This window comes from Bacillus luti, assembly GCF_009739945.1.
GTDB lineage: Bacteria > Bacillota > Bacilli > Bacillales > Bacillaceae_G > Bacillus_A > Bacillus_A luti.
Window position 1 is genome coordinate 3206421 of the sequence record NZ_CP040336.1, and the last position, 24628, is coordinate 3231048.

The 24628-nt window shown below is 34.3% G+C and carries 21 protein-coding genes, 3 pseudogenes and 2 other annotated features; of the genes and pseudogenes, 1 reads left to right on the forward strand and 23 read right to left on the reverse strand.

The window, feature by feature from the left end; translation table 11 throughout:
• Positions 1-44: 44 nt before the first annotated feature.
• The 20 genes and pseudogenes from bcbE to EUC40_RS16465 all read right to left on the reverse strand — a co-directional run bounded on the left by bcbE (position 45) and on the right by EUC40_RS16465 (position 21610).
• The gene (gene bcbE / locus EUC40_RS16375; RefSeq protein ID WP_156576956.1) at positions 45-1274 is read right to left on the reverse strand and encodes a bacillibactin exporter BcbE; all 1230 of its coding nucleotides are present in this window, start codon (positions 1272-1274) and stop codon (positions 45-47) included.
• A 236-nt stretch (positions 1275-1510) separates the two neighbouring features.
• On the reverse strand, positions 1511-1717 hold the full coding sequence (locus EUC40_RS16380; protein ID WP_000113539.1) for an alpha/beta-type small acid-soluble spore protein: 207 nt from the start codon (positions 1715-1717) through the stop codon (positions 1511-1513).
• Positions 1718-1843: 126 nt separating this feature from the next.
• Positions 1844-2684 (reverse strand): annotated as a pseudogene (locus tag EUC40_RS16385) (sugar phosphate isomerase/epimerase family protein).
• Between the two features lie 37 nt (positions 2685-2721).
• Entirely contained in the window at positions 2722-3705 is a 984-nt protein-coding gene (locus tag EUC40_RS16390) for a DUF6005 family protein (protein ID WP_156576005.1), read from the reverse strand.
• Positions 3706-3729: 24 nt separating this feature from the next.
• Positions 3730-4005 (reverse strand): petrobactin biosynthesis protein AsbD, encoded by a 276-nt coding sequence (gene asbD / locus EUC40_RS16395; protein ID WP_156576006.1) that lies wholly within the window; start codon positions 4003-4005, stop codon positions 3730-3732.
• A complete protein-coding gene (locus tag EUC40_RS16400) occupies positions 4002-5240 on the reverse strand; it encodes an AMP-binding protein (protein ID WP_156576007.1) in 1239 nt (412 codons plus the stop codon). Before EUC40_RS16400 ends, asbD begins: the two co-directional genes overlap by 4 nt.
• The gene (locus EUC40_RS16405) at positions 5227-7065 is read right to left on the reverse strand and encodes an IucA/IucC family protein (RefSeq protein ID WP_156576008.1); all 1839 of its coding nucleotides are present in this window, start codon (positions 7063-7065) and stop codon (positions 5227-5229) included. Before EUC40_RS16405 ends, EUC40_RS16400 begins: the two co-directional genes overlap by 14 nt.
• Before the next feature lie 59 nt (positions 7066-7124).
• The gene (locus EUC40_RS16410) at positions 7125-8933 is read right to left on the reverse strand and encodes an IucA/IucC family protein (RefSeq protein WP_156576009.1); all 1809 of its coding nucleotides are present in this window, start codon (positions 8931-8933) and stop codon (positions 7125-7127) included.
• Between the two features lie 304 nt (positions 8934-9237).
• The gene (locus EUC40_RS16415) at positions 9238-9777 is read right to left on the reverse strand and encodes a GNAT family N-acetyltransferase (protein ID WP_156576010.1); all 540 of its coding nucleotides are present in this window, start codon (positions 9775-9777) and stop codon (positions 9238-9240) included.
• A 97-nt stretch (positions 9778-9874) separates the two neighbouring features.
• Entirely contained in the window at positions 9875-10555 is a 681-nt protein-coding gene (locus EUC40_RS16420) for an MgtC/SapB family protein (RefSeq protein WP_071712524.1), read from the reverse strand.
• Between the two features lie 157 nt (positions 10556-10712).
• Complete coding sequence (locus tag EUC40_RS16425; protein WP_156576011.1) at positions 10713-11369, reverse strand: YkyA family protein; 657 nt, start codon at positions 11367-11369, stop codon at positions 10713-10715.
• A 14-nt stretch (positions 11370-11383) separates the two neighbouring features.
• Positions 11384-12205, reverse strand: a complete 822-nt coding sequence (locus EUC40_RS16430; RefSeq protein ID WP_071712522.1) for a peptidoglycan-N-acetylglucosamine deacetylase — start codon at positions 12203-12205, stop codon at positions 11384-11386.
• 155 nt (positions 12206-12360) lie between these two features.
• A pseudogene (locus tag EUC40_RS27525) lies at positions 12361-12465 on the reverse strand (sensor histidine kinase); the annotation flags it as partial.
• Positions 12466-12559: 94 nt separating this feature from the next.
• Positions 12560-13561: an LCP family protein gene (locus EUC40_RS16435; RefSeq protein WP_156576012.1), complete on the reverse strand. Its 1002-nt coding sequence runs from the start codon at positions 13559-13561 to the stop codon at positions 12560-12562.
• 204 nt (positions 13562-13765) lie between these two features.
• Positions 13766-16063, reverse strand: a complete 2298-nt coding sequence (locus EUC40_RS16440; protein ID WP_156576013.1) for a glycoside hydrolase — start codon at positions 16061-16063, stop codon at positions 13766-13768.
• A gap of 375 nt (positions 16064-16438) precedes the next feature.
• The gene (locus tag EUC40_RS16445; RefSeq protein WP_156576014.1) at positions 16439-16648 is read right to left on the reverse strand and encodes a DUF6366 family protein; all 210 of its coding nucleotides are present in this window, start codon (positions 16646-16648) and stop codon (positions 16439-16441) included.
• 116 nt (positions 16649-16764) lie between these two features.
• Complete coding sequence (gene thrB / locus EUC40_RS16450) at positions 16765-17658, reverse strand: homoserine kinase (protein WP_071712519.1); 894 nt, start codon at positions 17656-17658, stop codon at positions 16765-16767.
• Complete coding sequence (gene thrC, locus EUC40_RS16455; RefSeq protein ID WP_156576015.1) at positions 17655-18713, reverse strand: threonine synthase; 1059 nt, start codon at positions 18711-18713, stop codon at positions 17655-17657. The genes thrB and thrC overlap by 4 nt, the downstream gene beginning before the upstream one ends.
• Positions 18706-20001: a homoserine dehydrogenase gene (locus EUC40_RS16460; protein WP_071712517.1), complete on the reverse strand. Its 1296-nt coding sequence runs from the start codon at positions 19999-20001 to the stop codon at positions 18706-18708. Before EUC40_RS16460 ends, thrC begins: the two co-directional genes overlap by 8 nt.
• 154 nt (positions 20002-20155) lie before the next feature.
• Positions 20156-20389, reverse strand: a binding site (T-box leader).
• Positions 20390-20505: 116 nt separating this feature from the next.
• Positions 20506-20737 (reverse strand) — a binding site (T-box leader).
• Between the two features lie 235 nt (positions 20738-20972).
• Positions 20973-21610 (reverse strand): annotated as a pseudogene (locus EUC40_RS16465) (pyridoxamine 5'-phosphate oxidase family protein).
• Between the two features lie 81 nt (positions 21611-21691).
• Between EUC40_RS16465 and EUC40_RS16470 the strand changes: the two are divergent.
• Positions 21692-22300 carry an NUDIX hydrolase gene (locus tag EUC40_RS16470; protein WP_156576016.1) on the forward strand — a complete coding sequence of 203 codons (609 nt, stop codon included), beginning with the start codon at positions 21692-21694 and terminating at the stop codon, positions 22298-22300.
• A gap of 52 nt (positions 22301-22352) precedes the next feature.
• On the opposite strand, the gene EUC40_RS16475 is transcribed toward EUC40_RS16470, so the two are convergent.
• The 3 genes from EUC40_RS16475 to EUC40_RS16485 all read right to left on the reverse strand — a co-directional run bounded on the left by EUC40_RS16475 (position 22353) and on the right by EUC40_RS16485 (position 24579).
• A complete protein-coding gene (locus EUC40_RS16475; RefSeq protein ID WP_071712619.1) occupies positions 22353-22691 on the reverse strand; it encodes an SdpI family protein in 339 nt (112 codons plus the stop codon).
• Between the two features lie 70 nt (positions 22692-22761).
• Positions 22762-23589: a peptidoglycan-N-acetylglucosamine deacetylase gene (locus tag EUC40_RS16480; RefSeq protein WP_156576017.1), complete on the reverse strand. Its 828-nt coding sequence runs from the start codon at positions 23587-23589 to the stop codon at positions 22762-22764.
• A gap of 117 nt (positions 23590-23706) precedes the next feature.
• The gene (locus tag EUC40_RS16485; protein ID WP_156576018.1) at positions 23707-24579 is read right to left on the reverse strand and encodes an aminoglycoside 6-adenylyltransferase; all 873 of its coding nucleotides are present in this window, start codon (positions 24577-24579) and stop codon (positions 23707-23709) included.
• Between the last annotated feature and the right edge of the window lie 49 nt (positions 24580-24628).

The window sequence follows — 24628 nt, forward strand, 5'->3', positions numbered from 1 at the left end:
GAGAATTGCATGTTACTGAAAACATCATGCAATTCTCTTTCAAATTATGAAGTAGGTTCCGGTTCCGGTTTTACGTTCTTTGCATCTTTTGCTGGTTTAATCCAAATGATTGCTATAACAGCACCAATACCCGCGAATATACTTGTTAAATAAAACACTTCATGGTCAGCACCTTTCATGAAAAAAGAGTATAGAGGTGGTCCAGCTGCTACACCGATAAATCGCATGGAACTATAAAATGACGTAACTGTCCCCCTTTGCTCCTTTTCAATCCCTTGTGTAATTAAAGCATCTAAACATGGGAGTGCCATACCAATTCCGATTCCCATAATAACGAGACAAAGAAGTAGTAAATAAATCCCTTTTATAAATAAAGGAATAATGACTGAAGCAGAAGCCATTAAAAAACCAATATAAATACACTTCTTCATCACATTTTGATTATCTCCAATTTTTTTACCGGCCATATATGAACTAAGTGAGAGTACAAGTAACGGGATAGCAAGCACACACCCTTTCCATATACCATGAATGTCATACTTTGATTCCAGTATAGTCGACAAATAAAAGAGAATTCCGAATAAAATAAGCATAATAATTGCACCGAGTATAAAAATGGCAATTAACCATCTTCCCTTTTCCCTAAACGTAGAGACAATAGATTGAATAAACTCTTTGAGTGGCGGTACTTCCCCTTCTTGTTTTTTTGCCTTTACTAGTACGAGTAATAAAACAATCGATACTACACATAAAACGGGAATCGCCCAAAACGGTAAGAACCATACAATGGCAGCTAGAGCTGATCCTAAAATAGGGCTGAGTACTTTTCCAAATGTATTGGATGTTTCAATGATTCCTAAACCTATGCTAACTTGTTTTTCATCTTTGTATAAATCACCAACACATGGTATGACAACTGGCATAGCACCGGCAGCTCCAATACCTTGGATTGCTCTGCCAATCAATATCCAAGTGTAGGGATTATCAACTTTCCATGCTACCCAGCCAGTTACTGCACCGCCGATAGCTGCAATCAATAAACTCGGAACCATTACCATCTTTCGTCCCCACCTGTCTGATAAATAACCAGCAATCGGTATAAGTAGAATGGCTACGATAGAGTAAATTGTAATAATCATGGATACTTGAAACGATGAAATATGTAATTTCTTTTCAATAGTCGGCAGGATTGGAATGAGCATTGAATTCCCTAATGTCATAACAAGTGGAACTGATGCAAGCGCAATTAAACAACAGTTTTCTTTTTTTAACATGTTGACTTCGGAACCTTTCATCATATATTTCTTACCATATAATAGCCCTGCTGGAACGTAATGTTCATTCCACCAGGGCTATTACATCGTTACTACCTTCCCATTCACAACAAAAGAAATTGGGGAAAATATAGTATTATTCCTATTCTTTGAATCAAGTTCACAATATATCCATACCAATTAATTGAAAAAAAAAGAAAGGAAGAATCCTTCCTTTCTCCTATAACCTTCTACAATTAGCGAGTATATCCGCCACCAAGCTGTTGTTCTGCCATCGCTACAAGGCGTTTTGTAATTTCACCGCCTACAGAACCGTTTGCACGTGAAGAAGTATCAGCTCCAAGTTGTACACCGAACTCTTGTGCAATTTCATATTTCATTTGATCTAGAGCTGCTTGTGCTCCATGTGATGCCAATTGATTAGCGTTACGATTTCTAGCCATTACCGATCACCTCCTTATTTATATATAAATTGTGTTAAATTCGATTTTAAATACATGGTAATTTTTGGTTATTTTTTCATACAAGAAAAAAGAGTCTCCTAAACGAGACTCTTACATCATTTCACTTTATGAAGTTACTACTTCTAATTTTCTATTTGTTAATATCTTCATTTCTTCTTTCAGAATATCTTTCGCATTATGCCCAAACCATTCCAGTGAAGCAAAATAGTTAGTACCTCTCACTTCCTGTATGATCTCATCATAATTTACGATACCTTCAAATAATGGGACCATACCAACTCGGCTTCCTGCTGCTGCATATACATTATTAGGTTCAAACACATGTAAATAATCCGCTGAGGATATATTCTTAAAGTGATAATGTTGTATCCACGGTCTTAATCGATGGAAACTGTCTATTGGATCTGCACCAGACTCCCATATATGAAGAAAATCAAGGTTTATTTTCAAATTCGGATGATTTACTTCTTCTAATAATTCCAAAGTAGAGGGCAACGTGTCCGTTAACGTATTCGGATGTGTTTCTAACAGTACATACATATTATGCTCAGCAAATAAATCACTAATTTTTCGAATTCGCTTCACATACTCTTTCCTCTCTTGAACCGAAAAGTCTTTGCTCCCTTTTTGACCAGCAAACGTACGAATCTTGTTTGTATGAAACCAATTCGCTAACGTTATGAGCTGTTTACACTTCTCTATCGTCTTTTCAAAATTTGCTGATAAGGATATCTAAATAATCACTAATCATCGTAACTTCTAAATTTTTATCCTTTAAAAAAGCCAATTCTCGTTCTGTCGTTTCACGCTCTTGCATATACAAATTTTGTGCATGAGTCCCCCACAATTCAATTCCTTCAAAACCGTTTTCGTATGCAAATTGAACAATATCAGTAAATGAAATTAATTGATGGCGAAATGAAATGGTACATAGTGAATATTTCATAGCTTTAAACTCCCTTATCTTAAATTCAGTAAATTTTTTAAAGAGTTACGATAGACTGATTTATTTTGATAGCTTTCCACGATAGAAATTGTTTCTCTAATTCTTCCTTAATTTGCAGTTCAATTGCATTCATTTCATCCAGTTTTTCAACAATCGATACTAGCATACCTTTATTATTCGTCATTGCCATTTTAATTGCACGATACTGTACATTTGTAAATCCTTGTACAATATCTTCTACTCGATCACACCAATAATCAAATTCTTTCTCTGAATATTGTAACGTTTCACGGAAGTATGCAAAGGCATGCTCATAACTATATTTACGAATCGCAAGTACTGGAATTTGTTTTACTGCTGCTACAAGCCTAGAAAGCTCATACCCCTCTTCCTCATTTACCATTTTTATAATTAAGTTTTTCAGCTCCATAGTCAGTTCATTGTCCTTCTTTTTGAATGTTTCCGTGAAATAACTAGCTACCATTTCTTGTGTTGGTTCTTGAATTCCTTCTACATCAATGAAATATCCTCCGCCAAAAGGGTTATCTTGAACAGAGTGAAGCACTTTTTCTCTTTCCATATTCCCTTCCCAGCGAAAATCAGGATCTAGCATGAACCATTCTTCTTCTTTCTCTGTCTTCGATATCATTAAATAATGCGGAAACGGTTTTTGATGGAATTTATTTTCCCTCTCAGGTAATAGGGACATATCAACCATTACAATTACATAGCGATTCTCTGGTTTGTTTTCTACTAATTCTAAAAATGTTTCTACATTACTACTTTTATCTCTTCCATGATCATACCATTCGTTCACTTTAATACCGTACAATTTTTCATACCAAAGTAAGTAATTATCATGGTTAATATTTTCAGAGTGATATGAAATAATTCCGCCTTCTGTTATATCAAAATCTCCATCCCATAATCCAAAATAAAATGGACGAAAATCTATATCACTACGCCTTTTTATAATTTCACAAAAACAACTCACTAAGCAGTGCACTTTAATTGAAGTCATATTCTCATCCACTTTCCTAAAATGTTAGTTATTCATATTTAGTTCTTGTAACGGCTGTAACTCCTCCATAAAATCAAGTAAAGATCCTACAGTAAGAAACGCCTTTGGATCTACCTCATCCTCTGGGACACATAACTTCAAATCCATTTCTATGTATACGATGAGCTGTAGCATCATGACCGAATCTATATATAAATCTTGATTTAATCGCATCGTTTCTTCTAAATTCGTTACATTTTTCAATTCCATTTTTTCTTCCATAATTTTCAACACTGCATTCTTTAACTCTTCTCGTCTCATGCTGTAACCTCTCCCATCTCTAGTAACTTTCTACTTACTTTTCCAGTTTTATTTTTCGGAATTTCAGTTACACTTTCAATGTCATGCGGAACTTTATAAGACGGTAAGTGCTCCATACACCATTCTCTTATTTGCACGGGATCTACTTGAGAGATCACTTTCGCTTTAACAATTTCGCCCATCACAGGATGTTTTCCTCGATATACTATTGCCTCTTGGACACCTTCTAATCGAAGCATCGTTTCTTCTACCTCTATAGGAAAGACTTTTAATCCTGAAACGTTAATTACATCATCCATGCGCCCCATAAAATGAAGGCCACGCTCAGATTTATATCCTAAATCTTTCGTGAAAATTTCCTTCTCGTTCATTTTCACTACGATTTCTTCAGGCATATTTTCATCTGAACCTATGCTTATACTCGCATGAGCTAATGGATTTCCTATATCTAAATGGCTTTTCATATCATGACATATACTAATGCAACCTGCTTCAGAACAACCGTATTGCTGCATCATATACGTTGTCATTTCTTTTAATTTATAAAATAATGCTTCTGGCAAAGGTGATCCAGATGTCATAATTTTATGAAACTGGAATGTTCCTAGTGGAAAACTTCCCATAATATGTAGCATAAGTGGTACTGCATATATGATATGTTTTTCTGTATTGCGAACTATATTTAATGCGAATTTAGGGTTTTTATTCGTAATGATAATCGGTTTGCTCCCCCGCGTAATCGCAGATAACGTACCACATATTAATCCATATGAATGTGAAACAGGAGCCATAACGATTGGCACTTCATCTATTTCGCAATTTAAAGCTTCATTATAAGCAGTAATTTCTGTATCAACTTCCGTCCATGCTCTACGAATCAGTTTCGGTTCTCCCGTGGTTCCTGAGCTATATTGTAATAAAGAAGGCTCTTCTAATAATGTTTTCACTACTTCTAATTTTGTGAAGTCTCTATATTCTCCATATAAAAGCCCCGCACAATTTGCACGTCTTGCCATTTCAATAGCCGTATCTTTTGGCGTATCTTCATGTATAAGCAGTACAGACGATTGCTTTTCTCTTAAGAAAAGTACAAGTGTAATAATATCAAATGGATCTTTCAAACAAAGTGCCAATCTATGCCCCATCGCTTCTTGGATTTGTTCCATTTCCTCGTAAACTCGTACTCTCGATTCAAAATCACTTTTGTTATACTCTTGTTTATTAACGATTAGCATAATTTCCCCCTGTAACAACTGATTTTTGTATGATAAGTTGCCTTGCTTTATACAATGGATTTGGGACTTCATGAACAAGTGATTCCACGTCCAAATATAAACGACGCTTCGTTAATTGCTCGGCATAGAATGTAGGAGTGTATAATTGAATGTTTTCAAATCTATCTTTCAAATGTGGATATGTTCTTAAATGATTTTCAATTTCTTCAACAACCATCATCCAAAAACTTTCTTCTTTCCATCCATATTCATCCGCAAGTACGAAAGCTAATTCTCCTAAGTTAAATAAGAAAAGTGCATCTAATACCATCTCTTGCAAACATTCGATACGATCCATTTCAAAGAAATCATTCATTTTCCCATTCGCATATGTTTTATGCATTTTAGTAAAGTCCGGACATTTGTCAATTTCTTTCAAGAATGGACGATAAAACTCAATTCCTTCATGAAAGTCCTTTAATGCAATACGGACAGGGACCCCTTCTCTATGAACAAAAATCATATTTTGGCCGTGTGATTCTAATACAATTCCGTGCTCTACAACAAGATGTATAACCGGTATTATCGCTTTTTGAATAAGTAATTGCAGCCAATTTTCTATCCCATATTTGTTTAACCACGCATCAATAATTGGTGTACCGTCTTTCTCTTTTGCATATAAGCCGTTAAAGGGAACTGCATCCTCTTGTGCATCCAAATACTTATGAACGCTTTCACGCCAAATACATCCTAATGAACCATATACTGATTTCTTATTCGTATCATACGTGACACTCGAAAACTCATTTAGCAAAATTATGCGTGATTCATCTCGCAAATACGAATCCTGACTTACAACATCATGTAACCAATTCGATATAGCTGGTGCACTCACAACAGAATATGGTTTCAACGTACGAAGTGTAGAAGTGTTGAGTATATTCAGTGATAACTTTACATACGGTTTCTTTGGATTCGTAACATTTCTTAACGTCCTCATAGATTGTTGTGCACAGTAATCATCCTCTGATTTCCCTAAATAAATAATACATTTATCCTGTATATGACTAGCATAATTCGGAATGATGAAATTCTCCCACTGCCAAGGATGAACAGGTATAAACACGTACTGTTTTGGATTACATCCCGCACTGTGAATCCGTTCCATAAACTCTTCTAATTTCCGCTCACCAACCTCTTCTATTAAAATTTTGTCATAAATTACTTCATTCTCATAACCTACACTGGAGTGTTTTTTATGCGTTGCAATCCATATGAGTTTTATTGGCTGCATAAACTCATATCCATATTGAAAATTGTCACGATATTGAAATCCAATGCGCGCTTTATAACTAGGATGATATGGATGACCGTCTATTAAATGACTTTCAAACTCATCGTAAGATTTTTGAATGTATTCTTCCTTATTATTTCTTTCATATTGTGCAATCGTGTCTTTAAATATCGTTTGTTCTAATTCTTGAATAAAAGAATCTAATTTCGTTTGTTCTACGTTAACAACCCGAAAAACTTCTTCCAAAAATTGCGAAACTGATTGTATTTCTTGTTTTTCCTCTTGAACTCTTACTATTAATGATTCTATCGAGATACGTCCAAATGTCATTCGTTCTCTTCCGTAACATTCGTACGTGACACTTTTGTTGTCCTCATCAAGTCCTTGTATAAGAAAAAGAATTTGTTCTTCCTTTTCTATACGAACTGGCGTAATGACCCCCTCATAAATTAACGATTCTACTAACTGACGTAACACTCTTCTTCGTACTGAAATGTAATCGTCTGACTCAAGCGCTTTCAATATTTTCGAATGATACATGTCCATTCTTATAACCCCCTCTACCTTACGAAAAATACCATTATTTGTATTACGTGAAATTTTAACGCTATTTATGAGCGAACAGCCACTTCTCTCACGAGCGGATTCTGTACCTGTACGTAAATTGCTTGCTCTAAAGGGTTACTTAACTCGTCGACATCGAAAAACCTCGTTAATAAATTTGCTTTACATGCCAACTTATCCTCTTCCAACAATTCTCTTAAAAAGGTAGAAGGTTCACGATTATAAGGAAGGAACGATTCAAGTACAGATCTTAATTCCGTGAGAAGAATTTCCTCCTTAATTAATCCAGCTGTACCAAATCCATTAATGAGTCCAAACATATGATTAAAAATTAAGTAGTAACGAAATCTTTCATCTACAATATAGTCGTCATATAAATTTCCAGTACGTTCTCCAATACCAGCTAACTCATTATTAAGCATCTCTTTCATTGAATTACAGAAATAAAAACCTTGATTATCACGGAAATAATATTTGACCGGATAACCATCCTTTAGCTGAACAACGCTATTTTGCTGATGAGCTTCTAATGCAATACCATACTGTAAATACATCCATACCATCGGCTTTAAAGAAATATTCATATATCGTCTAAACCACTCTAAACTTACTTCTTCACAGCTTCTACTTTCTAAATCTGCTAGGCGGTGAATAATATTCGATAAGCGAGTACGTTCTCCAGGTATAGCATCTTGAACTAGTCCAGCAATTAACGTAGCGTCATTTGCATGTTCGCTATAAAAAGGATTCTCTCGTATAATCACTTCAAAACCAGATTCTTCTGCTCCGTAATTTAATGTAATAAATGCTGGATCACAAATAAAATCAAAGCCTGGAAACTTTTCTAAAACTTCACCAATTGCTGTATTTAGCATTTCCTTTCCTTCAAGACCACTCTCAAGTTCTTTCAGTTTATTAATACGCATTGAATTCGTTACTTTCACCGGAAATGAAAACTTAAGCATATACCTTGAATCGGGATGATATAACGTCCTAAGTGATGATGTTGCCATATAATACTTTCCGGCAGGTCCAATATATTCAAGTACTCCTTGTTCTATCCAATCCTGTACGTAAGCTTGATATAATAGCCATTCTGCCTGAAGCGGATGAATTGGAATTAATGAATATTCATCTTCCTTACAGTACTTCGCTATAAATTCCTTACTAACCATCTCATCATTACTTAATTCTTCTTTTATAATCGTTGTCGTAGAATCTGATAATAATGATTTTTCATTTACTATACTTTTATGTGCCCGAAAATAATGAAGCTGACATTCCCCTTTTAATTCTGGAGAATACATTGCACTTTTCCAATCCAATATACCTTGTCTACTTTTTGGTGTAGGATGAGTTAAATGCCCAAATAATAATGACTGCTCCGCTTCTATAAAAGTTGTATGAAAACCATATAATACAGATGTATCTTCTATTCTCTCTTTTGTAAATTCCTCAATATTTTGACAACTACGAATAACTCGAAGCATAAGTTCAGCCGGATTCGTCCCTTCTCCGTAGTTGATAGACATCTCTTTTATTAAGAATGTAATAACTGTAACGTAATCTGCTTTAATAACAGAATTACTATCTCCAATTTGATAATAGAATTGGTCTCCAAACAAATGGCGATCTGTTGATGATTTATATTTAACTTCTCCATACAAAGTAACGTTCTGTGCCGATAGCCGACAACATAAATATGTGGGGACTGTATCTCTATTCAATGTATTACTGAACATACTTTCCATTCTTTCATCCTCTGTAATCCATTCTCCACTCCCTGTTTCTCTTAAATAACAGTTTAAAAAGCTTTGTAATGTTGCATGTTCTGCGATTTGTTTCGCATGCTGCATACTGGTCCTCCTCTTTATATTAAAGCTATCGAAATTTTATATAATAAACAATAATTGAATATCGTTATCAATTATGATTCTAATTGATAATGATATTCAATTCAATAGTATATTTCAGAATTTTTTTATCTAATTTAATTTTTATTGTTTTCTCTCTTTTTTTAATCTAGTTAAAAATACACTAAAAAAATTCTTGTTTTCAAACTAATTACCTACTATTTTTTATAAATCCATCAAAAAGTGAAGAAAGGTATACCTTATTTGGTATACCTTTCTCCACTTTTTATTTACATAATATTATTATTTACACTAAGCTATATAACTGTTTGTATAACAAATTCAAATCCCTCCAACAATACGCTGTCTCTTCTACCTGTACTCTCTCTAAAAATTTCGTATCCATTTTTTCAGGATTAAATTTTTCATAAAACTTTTTAGAAGGATTATTCGTAACGACCCAAACTAAAAGTGATTTTATATCATTTTTTATTAATTCCGATAATAAAGCTTGAAATAACTTTTGTCCTATTTGCATTCCTTGATACGTTTGTAAAAGGTAGATCGCATATAATTCCCCATCACAATTATATGCACCGCTTCTTTCCACTCCCCCGTCAATGAATCCAATTATTGCCCCATCTAACGTCTCTGCTACAAATCTATATTGGTATTTATCTTCTTGTTGAAAAATATTTTTCCATTGTTTTTCTCTTTGCTCATATGTTACATTTTCTAAAATTCCATCAGCAAATATCCCTTTATACGTTGTTTTCCAGCTGTCAACATGTACCTTTGCTATACCTGATATATCCTCTTTCATCGCTCTTCTAATATGTACTTCCATCATTTCTCCCCCTTGTTTATTCATCATTATATCAAGTTATTCCCTTAAAAATCCAAATAAAAAAGAGTGAATTTTCTTCACTCTTTTCCTCTTACAATTATCTACTTTCCACTTCAACTGAAACAACACGATCAATCTCTTTTAGTGAACTATATAACTCAGTTGTATATAAGTCTTCTGGAGCTAAAATAACCATCTCCAGTTGCTGATATGCTCCACTATCTATATCTTTAATCTTTACGCGTTTCACATGCATACCTAAATTTTTAATTTGCTTAAATATACCATCCAATTCTTGATGCTCTTTTACAGTAATTTTGATAGATAAGTCCTTTTGTCTCAATGAATATGGACCTGCAATCTTCACAAGATGTGGAAGTACGTTAATCGCTAAAATAATTAAAATCATAGCAACCGTCGCTTGTATATAAAATCCCGCTCCAATTGCAATACCTAAAGCTGAAGCAGCCCAAACCATAGAAGCTGTCGTTAATCCAGAAATAACGTCATTACTTCTTCGTAAAATGACACCTGCACCAAGAAAACCAATCCCACTAACAATTTGAGCAGCTAGACGCATTGGATCCATATTTGTATGTCCTGGAACAGAATATACATGCACGGATTCAATTGAAACCATCGTAATTAAACAACTTGCGACAGAAATAACCATACTTGTTTTCACACCAAGTGGTTTATTCTTTAGCTGCCTATCTATCCCGATGAATAATCCTAAAAAGAGTGCTAAACCTAATTTGAGTAAAAATTCATATGACATATTTCATTCTCCTTACTTTCCAATGATTCCCTTCGAATAATTCACTATAACTCTTTTATGATATCAATTCCAGCCTTTTCTATTCATTTAACACAAAAAACCGAAAAAACATTTTTAACGATGTTTTTCCGGCTTTTATTCCTATTAAGATGTTTCTTTATTTTTGCTCTTTAATCTTAATCTCTGCATCTTTGTAGAATGCTAATTTACTGTCATTATACTCTTTTGTATACTTGTTAAATTGCTCTTTCGACTTTTGTGCTTCCACATTTAACTCATTGACAGTTTTAACGTTTTCACCAATCTCTTTTAACTTCGTTTCTTTTACTTTTAATTTTTCATACAGTTCTTTTTCGGTCGCTAATGCTTTTGTATAATTTTCATTCATCTTTTGGAATGCATCATAACGGTTCTTATAAGACTCTTCTACCGCTTTCGCTTGTTTTTGCACCTTCTTATCTTCAAGCTTCTCTATATTACTTTGAACGGATTTCGTTTCCTTCTGTGCTTTTTCTAGCATTTCTTTCTCGTTTTTCAATACTTTTTCGCGATCATTTACATTTGCAGTAGCTTGCTCTATTTTTTTCGTAACCGCTTCATTATGGTCTTTACCTTCTTGTAAAATTTGAGAATATAATTCTTGGCCTTGCTTCTCTAGCTTTTCTAATTTTTTCGCTTCATCAACTAAAGATTTTTCTTGTGTTGCTGCTGTTTCAAAAGCCGTATATAGATTTTCTTCAGGTTTTTCACCGAAACAACCTGATAATAACCCTACTGATAACGCTCCAACTACTGCTACTTTTCCATACTTCAACGTTCATTCCTCCATTACATACGGTTATCATGCCAGAAGTTCACTGGGAAGTGACTCTCTTCATGATAAGCTTCAAACTCATAACCCTTTTCTTTTAAGCCCTTTAAAATTGCTGGTACTGCAGCTACTGATTGCGGATGAATGTCATGCATTAAAATGACTTCTTGTGGTTTTGTTGCATTTGTTAATACATTTTGAGCAATTTGTGCAGCCGCTGCATCAACTTGCATTTTATTATATTTCCAATCTAATGAATCAATTGTCCAATCCCATACTTTAAATCCGCCTTCTACGACTTTATTTCGAAGACCTTCATTTAATCCAGGCATCGAACCATACGGCGGACGCGTTAATTTAGGTGATTTTCCAATAATATTTGCGATTAGGCTTTGATCTTCTTTCATTTCATTTACATACTCGCCATTTTTATATAATTTAGCAAAATTATGTGTCATACTATGCATCCCTACATAATGACCTTCTGCATTTTCACGTTTTACTAAATCCGGAAACTCTTTTACATTCGCTCCAATTAAAAAGAATGTCGCCTTCGCATCATGTTGTTTTAACGTATTTAATAATTCAGCCGTATATTTCCCAGGGCCATCATCAAATGTCAAGTAAGCAACTTTTCTTTCCTTTCCATTAAAACGACTCGGTGCCGTTTTATTCATTTCGACTTTCGGTTGTTCACTTGCAAGCTGAACTACATTTTCCTGTTTCGCAACAGCTTTTGCTGGTGAAGTAATAGATTGAAACATGAAATACCCAATTGCTACTGCTGCAATCGCTATTAAAACGACTACTACTCGTTTCATATTAAAAGCTTTTTCCATTCTATCGAATTCCTCTCCCTATTAATCTTATATATAAATCGCCCAATATAATTATACATCTATTTACTTTATTTTCACTATATAAATAGACTACATATGTATTATAATGGGAGTTTTATCAAAATTATTGTCCCTATTTCTTCTTTATTTACAATGATGAAATAGATTTTCCTTTTTCCCTCTTTAGGAGTCAATTTCCAAATCGTCTTCTCTAGTATATCGTATAATTGCACCTTTTGTTTATATAAATTAAAATGATTTAACTATTATTTTTCTAAAATAAAAAAACGTTATAGAAAAGTTACAAATACATTCCCATAAAAAAAGATTGGCGGAGCCAATCTTTTTTTTATACTATTCATTTCGAACTGGTTTTGGCGTTACACCTAAATGCTGATTCAACTTATTTGAAATGTCTTTCACATTTTTTTCATTTGGAATGTAATAATAAATACCGCCGATACGCTTATCTGTACCTTCGATTTGCATTTTTTCCATTTCCAAGTTAGATCCTGCCATATTTTTCGTAATAGCAAGCATATCATCGAATGTTAAATTCGTTTTCATATTTTTATCAACCGCATCAAGTAAAGATCCCATTTTGCTAATTGATTGGACAGACATCGCTTTTTTGGCAATTGCTTCTATTACAAGTTGTTGTCTTTGTCCACGCATTGCATCACTATCAATTTTACGTGTTCTTGCAAGTGCAAGTGCTTGTTCTCCATCTAAGTGCTGGAAGCCTTTTTCTAAATGGATCATACCTGCCTGGTCTTTACTATCTTGCTCTGTGAAAGTAACCGGTACATCAATATCAATGCCACCAAGTGAATCTACAATTTGAACAAATGACTCAAAGTTAAACTTCACATAATAATCAACTGGCACATTTAAAAATCTTTCCACAGTATCTCGTGTACTTTCCACACCACCAAATACATGTGCATGAGTAATTTTATCTAATTTTTTTCTAGACGGAATATACACACGTGAATCACGCGGAATACTAACTAATTTAACAGATTTATCATCTTTATTAATTGTCGCTAATAAAAGTGCATCTGTTCGAACAGCTTCACCGTATTGACTTTTTCGCATTTCACTACCATCAACACCCATGATTAAAATTGAAATGTTATCCTTTAAAGGTTCAACTTCTTTATCACGCTTCGATGACTTATCAATTTGTGCATACGCATCACTTACAACTGCTTTTGCTTTGTTATATATTAACGATCCATATCCTACTCCTCCAAAAATAAGTAAGAAAAATGGAATTATAATGAACCATTTTATTGACTTTCTTTTAGAACGTTTTTTATTACTTCTCGTATTTTGTTCTAATTCAGAGCTCATACCCATTCGCCTCTCTTTCTCTTTCCCTAGTATAATGTAAGTCTATTAATCTTCATATTGAATTTCCTTTCAATTACCTTACAATTTTGTAAGGTTACTTCATGAATCCAAAATGTATTCCATTTCACATTATACTCTTGTGCTTATTTTTGGCAAGAGAGTATTTATATAAAATAAACATTAAATTTATATATATTAATTTTATTAATTTGGTTTATACAAGATTTTCTCCCCATGATTAATAATTAACGCTGATTTTGCTTTAACTTTCGTTTTTTCTATTTCCACATCATCGTTAGAGAAATTCACAATGATTTTAATATCTTTTCCATATGAAGCGGATTGTACTAATTTATCCTCTGACAAATATGCAAAATTCGTCATTTCTTCTTTCACTGCCTTTTTATGAACCTCACTCCAAACTTTCAAATGCTGTTTAATTTCTTTTTTATGCTTATTCCATTCTACTTCATCCACATGATACAACGGAGGAACATTATACAATAATTCATATAGCATACGATTTTCTACTTCATCTTTTACTTTCAAACTCCCCCATTCCCAGTGATGCGTTGTAATTACCGAATCGTTGTATACTAATTTATATAGGGGTACTGAATAAACTGGATTTAAATACACTTGTTTATACTCATCTTTTAACGGCACTTGCTTCGCATATTTTTCTGGAACATTTTGATTTGGCGACCAATATCCTCCGACATAATACGGACTCGTTTTATTTTTTCTCATATCTTCATCGTCCCATTTAATTACAGGCGTTTCAATTCCATGAGCAAATGCAATCGTACTACTTGCAAAATCATTTCCACCCTCTGATCCAACTACCATCCCTTTTTCATGCGCAATATAATCCATTCGTTGTAACCTTGCTTTTAAATCTTGTTGTTGTGTCGTTATATGTTTTGCCGAATAGTCATCGTAAATTTCGCCCGTCGCATCACAATCTATAAACCACGAATTATATTTAGGACCATTTTGCAATATATCGTTCATTCGTTCTTTTACACTAGGTAGCGATAAAGTCGGATTTAATTTTCGACCTCTTCCTAGAAACCCTTGTACTTTTTCTCCATTTTTCTTCGTGACAGTACCCTCTTCATATAACGACGGATCAGTAAAGGAAGCTGTATTCCAATTTTTATCACCTTTTTCGTGAATAGAATGATAAGAATCATACGGACCCACTAAATATCCTGCTTCCTTCGCTTCTGTAACAAAATCGGGCTGCATATACCCTTGCTCCCAGTTCGGTAAGCCAATCCACGCTTTGTCTATTCCTGCTTCTTTCATTTCATTTATTATACCCGTTCCATCTGAGGTTCCCCATTTACTTACATCTTCAACTGAATCACCGAGTACTGACTTTAATAAATGCTTATTTAAGTTATACAGTTCCGCCTTCGATAAGTGATCTACACCTTTTTTTAATAACTCACTAGCCTTTTGGTCAACCTTCGGAAAAACATCCTCTTTATACAATTCCTTCATTGATAATACTTCGTTTACATAACGCAAAATAACATTTTTTTGATACTTATCAATGAAATCTTGTTTACTTACTTGCTCAAATACATTTAGTTCTCCAGGCTCCGAACTATTCTTTTGAATGAGCTCTTTTATATGACTAAACAGAGGACTATTTATTTGCTCTCTTATCTTCGGCCAATTTACATTACTGTCAGACAAACCATTTTGATTCCAAAAATAAAAATGAGCTGCACCATAAAGTTTTTCAATCTCTTTATTTTTTCTAGCCTTTTCTTGTAATGTTTTAAATTCACCTTTTTGAGCAATATTATCCTTATACAGTTTAGCAATACTTACCGCATCATTGTTTGTCATATATAATTGAAAACCATATGTTTTATTTTTATTTATACTCGGGAATTCATGTGTAAAATCAAACCCGATTTTCGGATCCGAATGAAATTTCACCTCATTATTAAACATATTGTTCGCAATATATACAATTGAATATTTCAAACCATTTAATGCGAAAAACTTCATAGAAAATGATTCAGCAAATGAATATGCATCATCCTTTAAAAACTTCTTCCAATTCTCATCATTACTCGGAATTTGCTTACCTTCCCATAACGGGAGTGTATAATTTTCAGCTTGTATTTTTGGCCATGTAAAACTTTCTGCACCAGTCGATTCCACTTCAATATTTAAGTGGTCTTTTTTCTTTTCTAAGTTTACTTTTACTTTTTCATCTGGATATTCCCAAGATGTGCGATTCTTTTCTTTTTTCACATTCGATACTTTCATTTTCGGCAGGGGTTGTGACGCCTGTTCTTTTACACCATCATGTTCTACAGTTAACGTGAACGTCTCTGGATTTACATCGTACGTAAAATCTTTATACGTCGCTTTCTTTATTTTAGACTCTTGTACAGCATTACTACCTTTTATATCACACCCAACTAAAGTCGAAAATGACATCGTTGTAAGAAGACATATTGCTATCATTTTTTTCATCTTCTGCACCTCCACCACTGAATATACAGAAGCTTTGTTACAGGAATGTGGCAAAAAAATAATAGAGCTAACATATCGCTAGCTCTATTGCGTGTATTAAAAATAAAGTGAAACTTTAATCAGTGGGGGTTTTCTTCATCCCCCACTGATTATTAGCCTTCACCAATCGGACTTTAATGGGCAGCCCGCCCCCCACCTAACTTCTTTGCTTTCGCTGAATTTTGAGGTAGGGGTCTTACTGCCCATTAAAGCGGGATAAATGTATATGAACAACTATAACCTGCTTCCGCTTAAAGTATATGTAATACAATAACCGCGTTTTTCCATTCTCACAAATTATGAAACGAAATAAATCAAATTTTTAACAAGCATTCCTTAGCCGAAGAAATAAGTGTATATAATGTAGCCTAAAATTAGCACTAAAATGATTACCCCTGTACTTCTCCAATTCATACCCCCTGTCATATCGACAGGGCTACCTGATTCCGCTCTATTGAGCCCATCATGTAAAGAACCAGTAGGGTTATTGTTCAATTCACTTTGCCTTATGCGTTCTCTTTTTTCTTCTGGTGACTCTTTACTCATATAATCACCTCCAAAATAATGCACTATTTACTAAATTATACAATATGATTTTTCATTTTATATGCCTATTTAAAAAATATTTACAACATAAAGAGAGCTAGCGATGCTAGCTCTCTTTATAATTCAATATGTTCTTCCTTATTTACAGTAATCCCTGTATGATCGATTTCAAGCTCACATACTTTCATAGCTGAAAATACTCTTGCTAATTGCTCAGCAATTTCTTGACGTTTCTCATACGGCGTTAGTATAAAAATAGATGGCCCTGCCCCGCTAAGCGCTGTGCCGTATGCTCCGAATTCTTTCGCACATTTACGTATAGATGGTAATAACGGTACGAGTTCTAAACGATAGGGCTCGTGAAAATGATCTCTTTCCATCATTTCACCTACAACTTCCCACTTCTTTTGACATAATGCAGCTACTAATACGTTACTTATCGCACTAGCCTTAACGGCTTCATGAAACGGAAACATATCTGGTAATACAGATCGACTTTCATCCGTATTTAGCTCTTCATTTGGAATAAGAGAGATTACGCCTAATTCCTTACTCTCAATTCTTACAAGCGAAACATTCTTTCCATCTAAGGCACCGATTACTGTTCCGCCTAAAATAGAAGCCGCAACATTATCTGGATGTCCTTCAAAATTTGTAGCAATTTGAACTTTTTGATCAGTTGTTAAGTTCAAATTCCCTAGTTGATTCGCAAGCTCTATTCCTGCTACAATTGCTGATGCACTACTTCCTAAACCTCTTGTTAGCGGAATATTGCTAGTAACTTCTATTATATATGGTGACAAAGAGGGGCACACTTTACATGCCGTACTAACAATTAAATTTTTGTCGTCTGTCGGAATTGAATCTTCAAATGAGTGGATGACTTGCCATTTATCAGCTGCCCCCTTTACAATGACCTCTAAATATAATGATAATGCTATTCCTACTGAATCAAATCCAGGTCCAACATTCGCTGTACTAGCAGGAACACGAACGCTTAATGGTATCACGACATAATCACCCCTTTTATATGCTCTTTAATTTGTTCTATATTATTTGAAACACTTGCAATGTCTAATGTATTAGAAGAAATAGCGATATCAGGATCTTTCAAACCATTTCCAGTTAAAACTGCAACAACCGTTTCTCCCTTTTTGATTTTTCCAGATTGAACATGTTTAATTACACCCGCTAATGAAGCATTGGACCCTGGCTCAGCGAAAACTCCTTCTGATCTTGCTAATAATCTATATGCATGTAATATTTCCTCATCCGATACCATATCTATTTCACCGCGAGATTGCTCAGCAGCCTCTACTGCATATGACCAACTTGCTGGATTACCGATGCGAATCGCTGTTGCAATTGTTTCTGGTTCTTCAATTACATGTCCTTTTACAATAGCAGCTGCTCCTTCCGCTTCAAATCCGTGAATTCTTGGCTTCTTATAGCCTTTTTCTTTCTCATATTCACAGAAGCCTTTCCAGTACGCTGTAATATTTCCTGCATTCCCAACAGGGATCGCTAAAACATCTGGTGCGCTTTGCAGTTGGTCACAAATTTCAAAAGCTGCTGTTTTTTGTCCTTCAATACGATAAGGATTTACCGAGTTAACTAATGTAATCGGCTCTTCCGCAGCAATATTTCTTACAGCCTTAAGTGCATCATCAAAATTTCCTGCTATTGAAATGATTTCAGCTCCATAGGCAACTGCTTGCGCTAATTTTCCATGTGCAATCTTTCCTTCTGGGATTACGATAATACATTTCATTCCAAGGCGTGCCGCGTATGCTGCGGCCGATGCTGATGTATTACCTGTTGATGCACAAATAATTGCCTCGGAACCTTCTTCTTTTGCCTTTGCGACTGCCATTACCATACCACGATCTTTAAAAGAGCCTGTCGGATTCGCGCCCTCATATTTACCGTATAATTGAATCCCTAATTGTTTTGATATATTTAATAACGGAATAAGGGGTGTATTTCCTTCCATTAAGCTAACATCAGGTGTATTTTCATTCACCGGTAAATAAGAAGCATATTGTTTTAATAATCCTTTATACATATTGTTTTTCCTCCTCAATAATGTAGTAACTGTTTATTTCACTTGCGACATCTTCTATCGCTCCTAACACTCGTTCGAATTGATACTTTGAAGTTTGATGTGTCACAACAACAACTTCTGCAAGTTCGCGATTTAAAGGTAATTGTATAACTTCTTTTAAACTTACAGAGTAATTAACGAAACATTCTGTTATTTTTTGTAACATCCCAGGTTCATCTCGTAATGAAATACGTAAGAAATATTTCGAAACGACTTCTTCATCTCCTTGTAATTCATACGGCACTGGTTCTTTTAATGCACTTTTATTTTTCGGAACTTGATTCATATTTTTAACGATTGAAATAATATCACTTACTACAGCAGAACCAGTTGGCAACTTTCCAGCTCCAGGTCCGTAAAACATTACTTCTCCTACCGCTTGACCGTGAACATATACTGCATTAAATTCATTATTTACATTCGATAATGGATGACGACTTGGTAAAAGCGTCGGTTCTACACTTAAATGAATGGCTGATCCTTGTTTCTCTGCTTTCCCAATTAATTTCATAGTAAATCCTAACTTTTCAGCCATTTGTAAATCTTCTTTTTCTACCCTTCGAATCCCTCTCACTTGGACATCATCTAATGAAACATTCATCGAAAATCCTAAGTTTGCAAGAATTGCTACTTTTCTCGCCGCATCTAGTCCATCTACATCAGCTGTCGGGTCTGATTCTGCAAATCCTAATTTTTGCGCCTCTTGTAACGCCTCCTCATATGACCATCCATTTTGACTCATCTTTGTTAACATGTAATTTGTTGTTCCATTTACAATTCCCATGATTTTTTCAATTTGATCTGAAGCTAATCCGTCTGTTAATCCTCTTAACACTGGAATGCCACCCGCTACACTTGCTTCATAACATAGATCACAATCATTTTCATTCGCTAATCGGAGAAGCTCTGCACCGTATACAGCCATTAAATCTTTATTTGCTGTTACAACATGCTTCTTATTTCGTAAAGCCTTAATGATATGCTGTTTTGCTTCTTCAATTCCGCCCATTACCTCTACTACAATATCAATATTTGAATCATTTAGAACTTCATCGACATCACTTGTTACTACGATTCCATCAATACAAACATCACGTTCTTTTTCTAAGTCACGTACAACGACTGCCTTTACCATTACTTCATATCCTGTATCAAGAGCAATTTTTTTATAATGTTCTTTCAAAATATGGACAACACCACTTCCGACCGTACCTAATCCGATTACCCCAACATTAATAACATTATTCATCTTCTAATCTCCTCCTACAATTTTATTATTTATCCCTATCAATCACCTTGCTCTGCTTTTTAATCATGCAGGTGGTGGTTATTTCCGTACGTACAAATCGTTTCATGTTACAGCACCTCCTTTCAAAGTAATAAAAAAACACACTCATCCCTAGGAAAGGGACGAATGTGTCTTCGTGGTTCCACCCTTGTTCCAACCTAGAGACATATTTCCTCCTAGATTGCTCAAGTTCAGATAACGGCTGATTCCGTCAATAATTACTAGATTGCTCGTTCACTATTGAAGTTCAAAGGTGGTAAAATCATTTCTCGTGTTAGGAAGCTCACACCCTTGACTTCCCTCTCTGTAAACCGTAAAAATGATTTCGTGTCCTTATCGTTACTTTTTTCGTTCATGTTTATTTGTTAACTCATTATACTCGCATAAAAAACAAAATCAATACCATTTTTTAATTATTTTAAATTTTCAATCTGATAATTCATAAAAAAACACACTCATCCCTAGGAAAGGGACGAATGTGTTTTCGTGGTTCCACCCTTGTTCCAATCCAGACGCATTTCCTCCTAGATTGCTCAAGTTCAGATAACGGCTGATTCCGTCAATAATTACTAGATTGCTCGTTCACTATTGAAGTTCAAAGGTGGTAAAACCATTTCTCGTGTTAGGAAGCTCACACCCTTGACTTCCCTCTCTGTAAACCGTAAAAATGATTTCATGTCCTTATCGTTACTTTTTCGTTCATGTCTATTTGTTAACTTATTATAGTTATCAACTTTTTAAAAAGCAAGCCTATTTTTCTTCACTATTTTTAAAAGTATGAATTATTATATTTTAAAATAACAAATCATCTCATACAGATTTCTACTCTTACATATCTATTCATTACATACAAACTAACAATATTCATATTACAGTCTCACTCTAAAACGTTTAAAATTTCATACTCCAACACTATATTTAAAAAGTAATTTTTAATACAATCTTTCCCTATAACTTTCTTCTAAAGAACGTGCAACATCTTCTTCTGAAGCATTCACCTTCGCATGCTCCAATAACATTTTTGCTGCTGAAGGTAACTCTTTTTTATTTAACCAAGATTCTGGATCCCACATCTTAGAACGAATAAAAGCTTTTGCGCAATGAATATAGCATTCTTCTATTTCAACAACAATTCCAAGTGATGGATTGCGTCCATTCGCCTGCATTTCTGTTAAGATTTCTTCATCGCTTGTAATATATGCTCGGCCGTTTATTCGGAGTGTCTCCCCAAGACCAGGGATAAAAAGATTAACCCGACGTGTGGATTTGAAATAATATTTAAAATAGAGTCTATGCGTCGATTACCCGGTCTTTCAGGAATGACAATTTTATTTTTATTGAATACATATACAAATCCAGGTGCATCTCCTCTCGGCGAAGCATCACACTCTCCTAATTTATTTGCAGTAGATAATACTAGAAAAGGCGATTTAGACAAGAAATCTACGCAATGATGGTCTAGTGATGAAATAACTTTTTTCAAAGCACGCTCACTTGGTTGTCCTAATATTTCTCGTAATTCTTCCTCTGTTGAAATAATCGATTTTATTTCTTTACTCTCTATCCCCACTTACACCTCTCCTTTTTTCTTTATTTTCCCAAAATTCAATACAAATATTGTATAATAAAATTTGCAGAAAGGGGAATTAAAATGACAGAATGGTTAACGATATTTGATTCTGAAAGAAATACACTTGGGAAGAAATTACGTGATGAAGTGCACCGTGACGGTGATTGGCACGAAACATTTCATTGCTGGTTTGTAGAAAAAGATAATGAAGATATGTTTTTATATTTCCAATTACGCTCTAAAAATAAAAAAGAAGCTCCATGTATATGGGATATTACTTCAGCTGGACATATTATGCATGATGAAGATGTACAAATTGGTGGTCTTCGTGAAATTGAGGAAGAATTAGGGCTTTCCTTTCAAACTACTGATTTAACATACAAGGGAATCTTTAAAATAGATTATGAAATTTCAAATCTTACTGATCGCGAGTTTTGTCATATGTATTTTCACAACGTCATCAATACACTTCCATTCGCACCAGGTGAAGAAGTAGACGATGTGATGAAAATACATGCAACTTCTTTTCTACAACTATTAAAAAGAGAGATTTCATCTTTTACAGCTATTTCTGTTTTAAACAATAATCCGATAACAATAACGTTTGAAGATATTTATCCATATGATCTTGCATACTATAAGTTTGTTATAGAACAAGGAAAAGAATTGCTAAAAAATAATAGTTTGTAAATCAAATAGGACTCCTAGCTTATAATATCCGGGAGTCCTATTTGATTTATCATCATTGTTCAAGGAGCTTCAATCTTTTTTCTACTTGTATAAATAGGCGAATAATTAACAACAGCATAACGATCATAATCGCTATCATTGTATGTGGATATCTAAACAGTATGCTAATAACACTTCCAATCAACATCATGAGGAAACCATTTTGTTTCATCATTTCTGCACTATACCTATTACCCGCATCCCATAGTTCCTTATTTTTCATAGATCGTTTCGTACGATAACCATATGCCGCGTTAATATCTGTCGGTGGATTTTTTTGAAGTATAAGAGCAGCAAGTATAAATATAACCCCAATCAATATGCTCATTCCTATGTTTATTAGTGCATCAATCAATAATATCCCCCCTAACTTACACTCTCATTATACGACACCACCCTATTTTTTCCAATTTATAACACATTCAGTTTCTTTCTTTCGATGTCTGAAACATGCTTGGAAGTGTTACAAAACGGGCCCCTTTCGTTTTTAACTGCGGAATGATTTTGTCTAACGCATCAACAGATCCTTGTAAATGCCCACCTGGAGTTGAATGTTGCAGTATGACACTACCAGGAAATGAATTCCCTAACACATTATTTGTAATCGTATCAGCACTTACTCCTTTCCAATCAACCGTATCAACACTCCACTGTACAATCATAAAATTTTGCTCAGTTGCCCAATTCAATTGATTTTCAAGTATTTCACCATACGGTGGACGTATAAATTTAGGAGCATAGCCGGCTAAACGTTTTAATATTTCTTCCGTTTTTATAATTTGATTACGGTACTCAGCGTCATTTACTTTCGCTAAATTCGGATGACTGTACGTATGATTACCAATTACATGCCCTTCATTTGCAATACGCTTTACTACATTCGGAAACTTTTCTGCATTTTCACCAAGCAAGAAAAAAGTCGCTTTCACATTATGGTGTTTTAACTTATCTAAAATTTTTGGCGTAAATACTAAATCTGGTCCATCATCAAATGTAAGAGCGACTTCCGCTTTATTGTACGGTCCTGAAAATGCATACGCATATTTTTCGACCCATGAAAATGGTGTCCACGACCCACGCTCATCTGCTTCCATTTGTACTTTATAATTTTGAGGAATATATGCGTATGGCAATGAGCTTATATAGTCTCCATAATAAAATGAGTTATATGGCACGTAGGCATACGAAACATTTCGCTCTAACCCCCATTGAAATGGAACGAACATTTCTGGTAAATAAAAATAATACATGATAAAAACCTCCCTAAAATTTCATATGTGATTCATCAGCACTTTGTTAGAGAAATCGTTATTCATGTACAAAAATAAGACTGTCCATAATTAGGACAGTCTTACCACTATGCAATATTAATAAATCGATGTACTATCTTTCGGCAAAGCTTTCACATGCTTTAAATAGCTCGTCACTTTTTCATCATCATCTTGCGGATATTGATATCCATATGTTTTAGCAATTTCATTCGCCACTGCCCTAAATAAATCACCCATGACAAAAAATGACTCCCAAATATTTTCATAGTCAGCATTTGAAAATATTTGTTTAAAATGCTCCCACATATCTTTTTCAAAATACTGTTCGAAATGCTTCCCAAACTTCCCTGTATTAACTGTAAAGTCTGTTTTCATACCAATATGCCATTCTAGCATTACGATTAACATATCTCGCACTGGGCCATCAAGCATCCCTTTCACATAAGAAAGTTCCTCTCTCCATAATCCTTTTGCCACATTTGTACTACACCACCAAAACTCATTACAGCAATCTAAAAACTCTTTTTCTATAGGCTTTTTTATTAAGTAATCTTTATCGCTTGCTGGTGGGAATTCCTCCATACAATTATCTTTATCGAGAAGCAATTTACTTAAACTATCTTGTCCAACGAAATTATTTATTAATTCAACTGGAACTAGTGTTAAATCAATCCGATTCCCATCCATAAACTGCATTAAATACGGAAACTTCCCGTCTCCATCTGGTGGAACTAATGACATTTCTTCTGGCATTTGTACAATCATTATTGCTCCAAATCTATGAATCCAATTATGATTAGACGTAAAAGATTGTATATCATTTACAACATACATAATATCATAGTCTTGAAAACAATCTCTTTTCACATTTGGATTTACACGTGATCCATTCATGATGACAGCTCGAATTCTTTCATCCTCTTTCGCTGTATTTATAATTAAGTCTAACATTTCTTTTTCAGTTCTCATCTACTCACAACCTCCAATTTTTTTATATAAAATATAGTGCTATTATATA

Coding starts and splice junctions, on each gene's coding strand:
- bcbE (WP_156576956.1), bottom strand. CDS start 1,274: ATGTTAAAAAAAGAAAACTGTTGTTTAATTGCGCTTGCATCAGTTCCA.
- EUC40_RS16380 (WP_000113539.1), bottom strand. CDS start 1,717: ATGGCTAGAAATCGTAACGCTAATCAATTGGCATCACATGGAGCACAA.
- EUC40_RS16390 (WP_156576005.1), bottom strand. CDS start 3,705: ATGACTTCAATTAAAGTGCACTGCTTAGTGAGTTGTTTTTGTGAAATT.
- asbD (WP_156576006.1), bottom strand. CDS start 4,005: ATGAGACGAGAAGAGTTAAAGAATGCAGTGTTGAAAATTATGGAAGAA.
- EUC40_RS16400 (WP_156576007.1), bottom strand. CDS start 5,240: ATGCTAATCGTTAATAAACAAGAGTATAACAAAAGTGATTTTGAATCG.
- EUC40_RS16410 (WP_156576009.1), bottom strand. CDS start 8,933: ATGCAGCATGCGAAACAAATCGCAGAACATGCAACATTACAAAGCTTT.
- EUC40_RS16415 (WP_156576010.1), bottom strand. CDS start 9,777: ATGGAAGTACATATTAGAAGAGCGATGAAAGAGGATATATCAGGTATA.
- EUC40_RS16420 (WP_071712524.1), bottom strand. CDS start 10,555: ATGTCATATGAATTTTTACTCAAATTAGGTTTAGCACTCTTTTTAGGA.
- EUC40_RS16430 (WP_071712522.1), bottom strand. CDS start 12,205: ATGGAAAAAGCTTTTAATATGAAACGAGTAGTAGTCGTTTTAATAGCG.
- EUC40_RS16435 (WP_156576012.1), bottom strand. CDS start 13,561: ATGAGCTCTGAATTAGAACAAAATACGAGAAGTAATAAAAAACGTTCT.
- EUC40_RS16440 (WP_156576013.1), bottom strand. CDS start 16,063: ATGAAAAAAATGATAGCAATATGTCTTCTTACAACGATGTCATTTTCG.
- EUC40_RS16445 (WP_156576014.1), bottom strand. CDS start 16,648: ATGAGTAAAGAGTCACCAGAAGAAAAAAGAGAACGCATAAGGCAAAGT.
- thrC (WP_156576015.1), bottom strand. CDS start 18,713: ATGTATAAAGGATTATTAAAACAATATGCTTCTTATTTACCGGTGAAT.
- EUC40_RS16460 (WP_071712517.1), bottom strand. CDS start 20,001: ATGAATAATGTTATTAATGTTGGGGTAATCGGATTAGGTACGGTCGGA.
- EUC40_RS16470 (WP_156576016.1), top strand. CDS start 21,692: ATGACAGAATGGTTAACGATATTTGATTCTGAAAGAAATACACTTGGG.
- EUC40_RS16480 (WP_156576017.1), bottom strand. CDS start 23,589: ATGTATTATTTTTATTTACCAGAAATGTTCGTTCCATTTCAATGGGGG.
- EUC40_RS16485 (WP_156576018.1), bottom strand. CDS start 24,579: ATGAGAACTGAAAAAGAAATGTTAGACTTAATTATAAATACAGCGAAA.